Source organism: Bradyrhizobium acaciae, assembly GCF_020889785.1.
Classification (GTDB): domain Bacteria; phylum Pseudomonadota; class Alphaproteobacteria; order Rhizobiales; family Xanthobacteraceae; genus Bradyrhizobium; species Bradyrhizobium acaciae.
Genome location: NZ_JACMYK010000229.1, coordinates 1 through 7,305, shown reverse-complemented (window position 1 = coordinate 7,305; position 7,305 = coordinate 1). Strand labels below are relative to the sequence as shown.

Below are 7,305 nucleotides of genomic sequence, written 5' to 3'. Positions count from 1 at the left end.
GAAGGCCATTGTTGCGCAGGGCTGGGGCCGCAGCCTTCCTTAACAACCAAACCCTGTGGTTATGGGTCCCTGCTTTCGCAGGGACGACGTCGGACATGTTGTGACGCCTCAGTCCCGTCCTCAGAGGCGGCGCGCGCTTCGCCGTTCGCTACTCGCCCATCTCCGGCAGCACGGCGTTGCTCGGCGTCTGCCGGTCGGTGATCTGCAAACCGAACAGGCTGCCGATCAGTTCGACTGCGACGCGCGCGGTGCGGCCGCGCTCGTCGAGGAAAGGATTGAGCTCGACGATGTCGAGCGAGCGCACCAGTCCGGAATCGTGCAGCAGCTCCATGATGAGATGGGCTTCCCGATAGGTCGCACCACCCGGCACCGTGGTGCCGACGCCGGGTGCAACTTCCGGATCGAGGAAGTCGACGTCGAACGAGACATGCAGCACGCCGTTCTTCGCCTTGACGCGGTCGATGACGCGGCGGGTCAGCACGGCGACCCCGAACTCGTCGATCTGGCGCATGTCTGATATCGAGACGTTGCGTTGCCGCAGCAGCTTGCGCTCCAGCGGATCGACCGAGCGGGTGCCGATCAGGTCGAGTTGCTCGGGCGGGATCGAGGCGCGCGGCAGTCCACCGAGCAGATCGTCGAGGCCGGGCTCGCCGCACAGGAAGGCTGCCGACATGCCGTGCATGTTGCCGGTGATTGTCGTGGCCGGCGTGTTGTAATCGGCATGCGCGTCGACCCACAGCGCAAACAGCGGCCGACCTTTTTCCTGCCAGTAGCGTGCGACGCCGTTGATCGAGCCCATCGACAGCGAGTGATCGCCGCCCATGAAGATCGGGATCGCGCCGGAATGCGCCAGCCAGTAGGCGCGCTCGGACAGCGCGCGGGTCCAGGTCTTCACCTCGTCGTAGAATTTGGTGTTGGCCGGCACCGGGCCGTCGGCCACGACCTGCGGGATCGCAAGGTTGCCGTGATCGTCAACGCGGAAGTCGAGCTGCTCGAGCAGGCGCGCGATGCCCGCGGTGCGCAGCGCGTCCGGGCCCATCAGCGGGCCGGGCTGCGAGGCGCCGATCTCGATGGGAACGCCAAGCAGCGCGATGCGTGACGGTTTGGAATTGTCGGCTTCGGACATGCGGCTGAGCTCCCAAGGGCGTGGAACAGAAGCGACACGCCAATGTTCCCTCAACCCTTGAAATAGGCAACCCGGTCCAATCCGGCCATGTGGATAGTCGCGGCCCGCTTACGCCTTGAAATAGGCGATCTGCGTCGTGGTCGCGAGCAGGCGGCCGGAGGGTGACCACAATTCGCCGTGCTGGTCGCCGTAGCTCTTGTGGAACACCTTGGCGTCGGCGGTGGCGAGCACGCGAGTGGTATCCTCGGCGTCGAGATCGGCCGCGTCGGCGTGGAAATAAGTCGTCAGCGACACCGTGCCGAACGGCACCAGCTCGTGCCTTGCATGGAAGACGCGGCCGAAGAACGCATCCGACATCGACATCAGCGACAGCGCATCGAGCTTGCGCGGCACGCGATCGGCGATCCAGAGCTTCGAATAGGGGCTCGACGGCTCGCTCGCGGCAGCGCCGCCGAGCTTCGGCTCGCCCGCGGCGAACCGGAAATCATACTGGTTGGCCCAGGTCATCTTGAGCTTCGGATAGGACCGCAGCTCTTCGAACGGCACGGCACCGGGAAACACGGCCGGCTGGTGCGACCATGACGGCCGGCGCTCGGCGAACACGGCGGTCGCCAGCGTCGCCACCTCGCCGCCGCCTTGCGTCATCTCGACCGACCAGTGCTGGCTCGAGCGGTTGGCCTTCACCAGCCGGACATCGAGATCGAACGCGCCCTCGGCGACCGGCGCGCAGTAATTGACCGTCAGCGCCAGCGGATCGCCGGCGCGCTGCGGATGCTGCATCAGCGCACGCAGGATGGTCGCCGCCGTGCAGCCGCCGAACGGGCCGACGAACGCCCAGTAATCCGGGCTGGTCCGTCCCTGCCAGCGGCTGTCGCCGGCAGTCACGGCAGTTGCTTCATCGAAAAGGTGCGGCGTCTTGGTGAGCATGTAATTTCCTAGCGGCAAATCTGTCCAGCCGTCATTGCGAGGAGCTCGCGACAAAATTGCAAAGCAATTTTGCGCTGAAGCGACGAAGCAATCCATCCTTCCGCATATGCTGTGCGATGGATCGCTTCGCGGAGCCTGTCATCGGGCGCGCGTTCGCGCGACCCGTCGGCTCGCAACGACGTTTGCGTTTGGACAAGCAGTAACCCGGCGACCACGCCGAATTCAATGACGTCGAACGTCATCGATTTCCGTGCCCCGGGATTACCCCTTCGCCTCACGCTGGGTGCCCAATAGCGGCGAGGCGCCTGGGTGCACCGGCACGTGCCAGATGTCCTCGGCATATTCGCGGATGGTGCGGTCGGAGGAGAACCACGCCATGCGCGCCACGTTGAGGATCGAGGCGCGGGTCCAGGCCGGGGGCACTTGCCAGCGCGCGTCGATGCCGCGCTGCGCGTCGTAATAGGAATCGAAATCGGCCGAGACCATGTAGTGATCGAGGTAGCGCAGCGCGTGCCCGATCGAGGCGAAGCGCGCGGCATCGCCGGGCGAGAACTCGCCGCTCTCGACGGCGCGGATCGCGCGCTCGAGCCGCGGCGAGTTGCGGATCGCGTCGCTGGCATCGAGCCCCTGCTTGCGGCGGACCATGACGTCGCCGGCTTCGAGGCCGAAGATCGCGATGTTTTCCTCGCCGACCGCGTCGCGGATCTCGATATTGGCGCCGTCGAGCGTGCCGATGGTCAGCGCACCATTCAGCGCGAGCTTCATGTTGCCGGTGCCGGAGGCCTCCATGCCGGCGGTCGAGATCTGCTCGGAGAGATCGGCAGCCGGGATGATCACCTCGGCGAGGCTGACATTGTAGTCGGCGAGGAAGGCGACCTTCAGCCTGCCGCCGAGCGAGGCGTCATTGTTGACGACCTCGGCGACGTCGTTGATCAGCTTGATGATCAGCTTGGCGTAGCGGTAGCTCGCCGCCGCCTTGCCGGCGAAGATTTTGACCCGCGGCACCCAGTTCGCACCCGGATCGTCCTTCATCGCATGATAGAGCGCGATCGTCTCCAGGATGTTGAGCAATTGCCGCTTGTATTCGTGGATACGCTTGATCTGCACGTCGAACAGCGCCGACGGATCCACCTTGATGTGGTTGCGCTCGCCGATCAGCCGCGCCAGCGCCAGCTTGTTGTGATGCTTGACGTCGCGGAAGCGCTTCTGGAATTCCAGGTCGCTCGAATGGGTCTCCAGCCGCTCGAGCAGCGAGAAGTCGTCGAGCACGGCTTCGCCGCAGGTCTCGCGCAGCAGCGCGGTCAGCCGCGGATTGGCCAGCATCAGCCAGCGGCGGAAGGTGATGCCGTTGGTCTTGTTGGTGATGCGCTGGGGATAGAGATGATGGAGGTCGTGGAACACGGTCTCCTTCATCAGGTCCGAATGCATCGCGGAGACGCCGTTGATGCGGTGCGAGCCGACGAAGGCGAGCTGGCCCATCCGCACCCGGCGGCCGCTGCGCTCGTCGATCAGCGAGACCGAAGCGCGGTATTCGATGTCGCCGGGGAAGCGCTCCTCGGCGAGCGCGAGATGGGCCACGTTGATGCGGTAGATGATCTCGAGATGCCGCGGCAGCAGCCGCTCGAACAGTTCGACCGGCCAGGTCTCCAGCGCTTCCGGCAGCAGCGTGTGGTTGGTGTAGGACAGCGTTGCGACCGTGATCTTCCAGGCCTCGTCCCAGCGGAAACTGTGCAGGTCGACCAGGATGCGCATCAGCTCGGTGACCGCAAGGCTCGGATGGGTGTCGTTGAGCTGCACCGCCGCCTTCTGCGCGAGGTTGCGCAGGCCGCCGTCGGAGGCGAGATGGCGTTTGACGAGATCCTGCAACGAGGCCGAGACGAAGAAATATTCCTGGCGCAGCCGGAGCTCGCGGCCCGCCGCGCTCTCGTCGTTCGGATAGAGGAATTTGCAGATCGCTTCCGCGCGCGCCTGCTCGGCGCTGGCCGAGACGTAGTCGCCTGAGTTGAAGACGTCGAGCTGGAGCGGATCGGGCGCGTGCGCCGACCACAGCCGCAGCGCATTGACGTGCTGGCCGCGCCAGCCGACGATCGGCGTGTCGTAGGCCATCGCCTCGACGGTTTCCGCGGGATGCCAGGTGGCGCGGTCGCGGCCGCGATCGTCGACATGCTCGACATGGCCGCCGAAATGGACGTTGTAGACCACCTCCGGCCGCTGGAATTCCCAGGGGTTGCCGAAGGCGAGCCACTCGTCGGGATATTCCTGTTGCCAGCCGTGGTTCATGATCTGGCGGAACAGGCCGAAATCGTAACGGATGCCGTAGCCGGTCGCCGGGATCGCCAGCGTCGCCATGCTCTCCATGAAGCAGGCCGCGAGCCGCCCGAGGCCGCCATTGCCGAGCGCAGCATCCGGCTCGCATTTGCGCAGGTCGGAGAGATCGACGCCGAGGTCGCCGAGCGCCGCCTCGAACAGCGGCAGCAGCCCCATATTATTCAGCGCGTCGGTGAACAGGCGGCCGATCAGGAATTCGAGCGAGAGATAATAGACGCGCTTGGCACCGGCGTCGTAGGTCTGCTTCTCGGCCGTCAGCCAGTGGTGCACGATGCGGTCGCGCAGTGTCAGCGCCGCCGCCTTGTACCAGTCGCGCCTGGTTGCGACCGTGGCGTCCTTGCCGATCGCAAGCCGCAGCTTGGCCAGGATCGCGCCCTTGATCTCGGTCAGCGCCAGTTCGTCGATCGGCTGGTTCAATGCCGGGTAGTTTGTCTGTTCCTGCAACGCCCAATCCCTGCCGTTCAGATTTGAGCATGATCCCCTCGGAAATCCGGTGTCCACGGTTTCCCGATCATGTTCCAACGCAATGATACGCGCCTTGCATGGCAATCGAAACTGTCCGGGACAAGGCCAAACCCGGCGCTGCCTCGATTTTATGCAAGGACCGGGCCGCTTCGGGAACCTTCCGGACCCGCCATCGCGGGTGCTACGATCGCGCTGAGAAAGCCGGAATTTTCCGACAATCGGCGGAGGATGCGTGATGAGATTGTTGATCGAAATCGCGGCCGCAGCATTGCTCGTGGTGTGCATCACGGCGACCAGCGCAGCCTACGCAGCAGGCAGAGGCGGCCGCAGCGCCGACGGCCTGACGTGCAGCTTCAGCGTGGCGCAGAACACTTCGCCCGCCGCGCGCTGCGCCGCCATCAAGCATCAATGCGGTGGCAAGTTTGACGCGAACGCCTGCGGCGACAGGCTGCTGTCGGCCGCGAATTGAACACCGCGCAGCGCGCTTCCATGCGCTGGTTGGGACACCGTGGTGATACGGATTTCCAAGGCTTAACAAGTCCTTTACAACCACACCTGTCGCTCGTGGGGCGGGCACATTTTTCAGCTCCGACGCATTTCATACCGAAGCAATTTTCAACGGGCCGCTGACCTAGTCAGCGGCCCGAATTGCTTTTGGGGACGGCGCGAGTTTCACAGCGGTTGCTTTTTCATGAAGCGAAAATAGTCACCGCATTCGTCGCCCCGGCGAAGGCCGGGGCCCATAACCACAACCGTCAGAGAAGATGGGACAGGTCGCCCCACTCCGGGTTGTCTTGCTCGATCAAGCGAATCTTCCAGTCACGGCGCCATTCCTTGAGCGCTTTTTCACGTGCGATCGCTTCCTGCGGGGAAGCGTAGACTTCTACGTAAACCAGTCGCGTGACGCCGTATTTCTTGACGAATTTCGAGCCACGTCCGGAGCGATGGAGCGTGAGCCGATTGCGGAGATCGTTGCTGACACCGATGTAGAGCGTCCCGTGGCGGCGGCTCGCGAGAATGTAAACGTAATAAGCCGTGGCATTCATTTCGGGGCACCGATCACGCGAGATGTCGGATAGCAGTGGTTATGGGCCCCGGCCTTCGCCGGGGCGACGCTCTGGAATGATCCATAACCAATCAGAACGAATTAAGAACACTTTAGCAAGTCTTTGATATATCATTATGATTCGGCGCTGCGCCGATACAATATCTAGGGTCTCCCAGCCTTCGCGAGGACTACATGTCCACCATCGCCTTCGATCAGTTTGCTCTCACCCGCATCGCGGATTTCGCCCGCTCGCTGTCGCGGCTGCACCAGGCCTCGCGGCGCCAGCCGATCGACGACGACCAACTCGACCGCGAGTTCAACGCGGTCTGCATGTCGATCTGGGGCTACACCACGGACGATTTCAGCGACGAGCTGTTTTCGCTCGAAGATCACGCCTGGCTCGATACGCTCGACGAAGCGCATGCGCGGATCTTCGCCGGCGAGCAGGGCTACGATCTGGTCGATGATCACGGCATGCTGACCGACTGGTGGGGCTATTGCTGGATGATCCTCGCCGAGAAGCGCGGCGTCCTCAATCCGGAGAACCGCGCCGCCGCGCGGGCCGCGATCGAGGAGAAATACATGGCCGCGCCGAACGTGATCGGCGTGATCGTGGCGCGCTGACAGGCGCCCGCACAGCTCGCAACCCTCAGTTCGCCTCGGCCCGCTTGGCGGGCTTTGCGGCGTTGCCCTTCGGCACAACCGACGACGGCGCCTGCGGCGCGACATCGCGGCTGGTTTCCGGCAACGGCGCGTCGCTCGCGATCTCGGCGCTGATGGGAGCGACCTTCATTTCGCCGAGCCGGGCGCGCACCGCCGCGGTCAACCCGGGATAGGAGGCGACCGGGGTGAAGTCGAACGACTGCTCGTTACCGACACGGACGCCGGTATAGGCGACCAGGCCGTCGGTGGTCGCGATCACGTCACCAGCCTTCAGCGAGGCATCGAGGGTGAGGTCGACCGGCGCAAGCCCTGCCGGGTCGCGGCCGTTGCAGGTGCAGTCGGCGCGCAGCGCCTTGCGATAGGCGAAGGCGTTCTCGCTGTCGGCGTAGCGCTCGCCGGTGCTCGAGGCGGAGCTGTCGATATGGCTGCCGTAATAGACCTTGGTGGCGCTTGCCGGACAGAAGGCCTGGCAGAGCTGCGCCGGCGTCGCGTTGCCGCGCATCGTCAGCGGAAAATACTTGCCGTCGCAGCTGCGCACGCAATAGGCCGGTCCGGAACCGGCCACGCGCGTTGCCGATTGAGGTGCGGATGTCTGCCGGTCCGTTTGCTGGTTGAGGCCGAACGGATCGGCGAAGAAATTGGCTTGCGGCGGGGCCTGCCGGCCCTGTTGCTTCTGGGAACCGCCGAAGAAGAAGTCGAACAGCCCTTCGGCTGAGACGGGTGCGGGCACGACCAGGACGGAACCCGC

Annotated in this window: 8 protein-coding genes; 2 read left to right on the top strand and 6 right to left on the bottom strand. The window is 64.5% G+C overall.

The annotated features are described in order from the left end of the window. Positions 1 to 148: 148 nt before the first annotated feature. From rocF to H8A92_RS38860, 4 genes are all read right to left on the bottom strand, one after another. Positions 149 to 1,126, bottom strand: coding sequence for an arginase (gene rocF / locus H8A92_RS38875; protein ID WP_229200561.1), 978 nt, complete (start codon positions 1,124 to 1,126; stop codon positions 149 to 151). A 108-nt stretch (positions 1,127 to 1,234) separates the two neighbouring features. After that, on the bottom strand, positions 1,235 to 2,053 hold the full coding sequence (locus tag H8A92_RS38870; protein ID WP_229200560.1) for an acyl-CoA thioesterase: 819 nt from the start codon (positions 2,051 to 2,053) through the stop codon (positions 1,235 to 1,237). A gap of 8 nt (positions 2,054 to 2,061) precedes the next feature. Next, a complete protein-coding gene (locus H8A92_RS38865; protein ID WP_229200559.1) occupies positions 2,062 to 2,295 on the bottom strand; it encodes a hypothetical protein in 234 nt (77 codons plus the stop codon). Between the two features lie 19 nt (positions 2,296 to 2,314). Beyond that, positions 2,315 to 4,825, bottom strand: coding sequence for a glycogen/starch/alpha-glucan phosphorylase (locus tag H8A92_RS38860; RefSeq protein ID WP_229200558.1), 2,511 nt, complete (start codon positions 4,823 to 4,825; stop codon positions 2,315 to 2,317). A gap of 256 nt (positions 4,826 to 5,081) precedes the next feature. Between H8A92_RS38860 and H8A92_RS38855 the strand changes: the two genes are divergently transcribed. After that, positions 5,082 to 5,315 (top strand): hypothetical protein, encoded by a 234-nt coding sequence (locus H8A92_RS38855; RefSeq protein WP_229200557.1) that lies wholly within the window; start codon positions 5,082 to 5,084, stop codon positions 5,313 to 5,315. A 286-nt stretch (positions 5,316 to 5,601) separates the two neighbouring features. Here H8A92_RS38855 and H8A92_RS38850 read toward each other — a convergent pair whose 3' ends face one another. Further along, complete coding sequence (locus H8A92_RS38850; RefSeq protein WP_229200556.1) at positions 5,602 to 5,892, bottom strand: GIY-YIG nuclease family protein; 291 nt, start codon at positions 5,890 to 5,892, stop codon at positions 5,602 to 5,604. Between the two features lie 194 nt (positions 5,893 to 6,086). On the opposite strand from H8A92_RS38850, the gene H8A92_RS38845 reads away from it, so the two are divergent. Next, positions 6,087 to 6,518, top strand: coding sequence for a hypothetical protein (locus H8A92_RS38845; RefSeq protein WP_229200555.1), 432 nt, complete (start codon positions 6,087 to 6,089; stop codon positions 6,516 to 6,518). Between the two features lie 25 nt (positions 6,519 to 6,543). On the opposite strand, the gene H8A92_RS38840 is transcribed toward H8A92_RS38845, so the two are convergent. After that, on the bottom strand, positions 6,544 to 7,305 hold a 762-nt coding region (locus H8A92_RS38840; protein WP_420831432.1), incomplete at its 5' end, for a DUF2865 domain-containing protein.

Bases quoted from the DNA above. Each gene is read 5' to 3' on its own strand.
- H8A92_RS38850 (WP_229200556.1), bottom strand. From the start codon at position 5,892: ATGAATGCCACGGCTTATTACGTTTACATTCTCGCGAGCCGCCGCCAC.
- rocF (WP_229200561.1), bottom strand. From the start codon at position 1,126: ATGTCCGAAGCCGACAATTCCAAACCGTCACGCATCGCGCTGCTTGGC.
- H8A92_RS38865 (WP_229200559.1), bottom strand. From the start codon at position 2,295: ATGACGTTCGACGTCATTGAATTCGGCGTGGTCGCCGGGTTACTGCTT.
- H8A92_RS38855 (WP_229200557.1), top strand. From the start codon at position 5,082: ATGAGATTGTTGATCGAAATCGCGGCCGCAGCATTGCTCGTGGTGTGC.
- H8A92_RS38845 (WP_229200555.1), top strand. From the start codon at position 6,087: ATGTCCACCATCGCCTTCGATCAGTTTGCTCTCACCCGCATCGCGGAT.
- H8A92_RS38870 (WP_229200560.1), bottom strand. From the start codon at position 2,053: ATGCTCACCAAGACGCCGCACCTTTTCGATGAAGCAACTGCCGTGACT.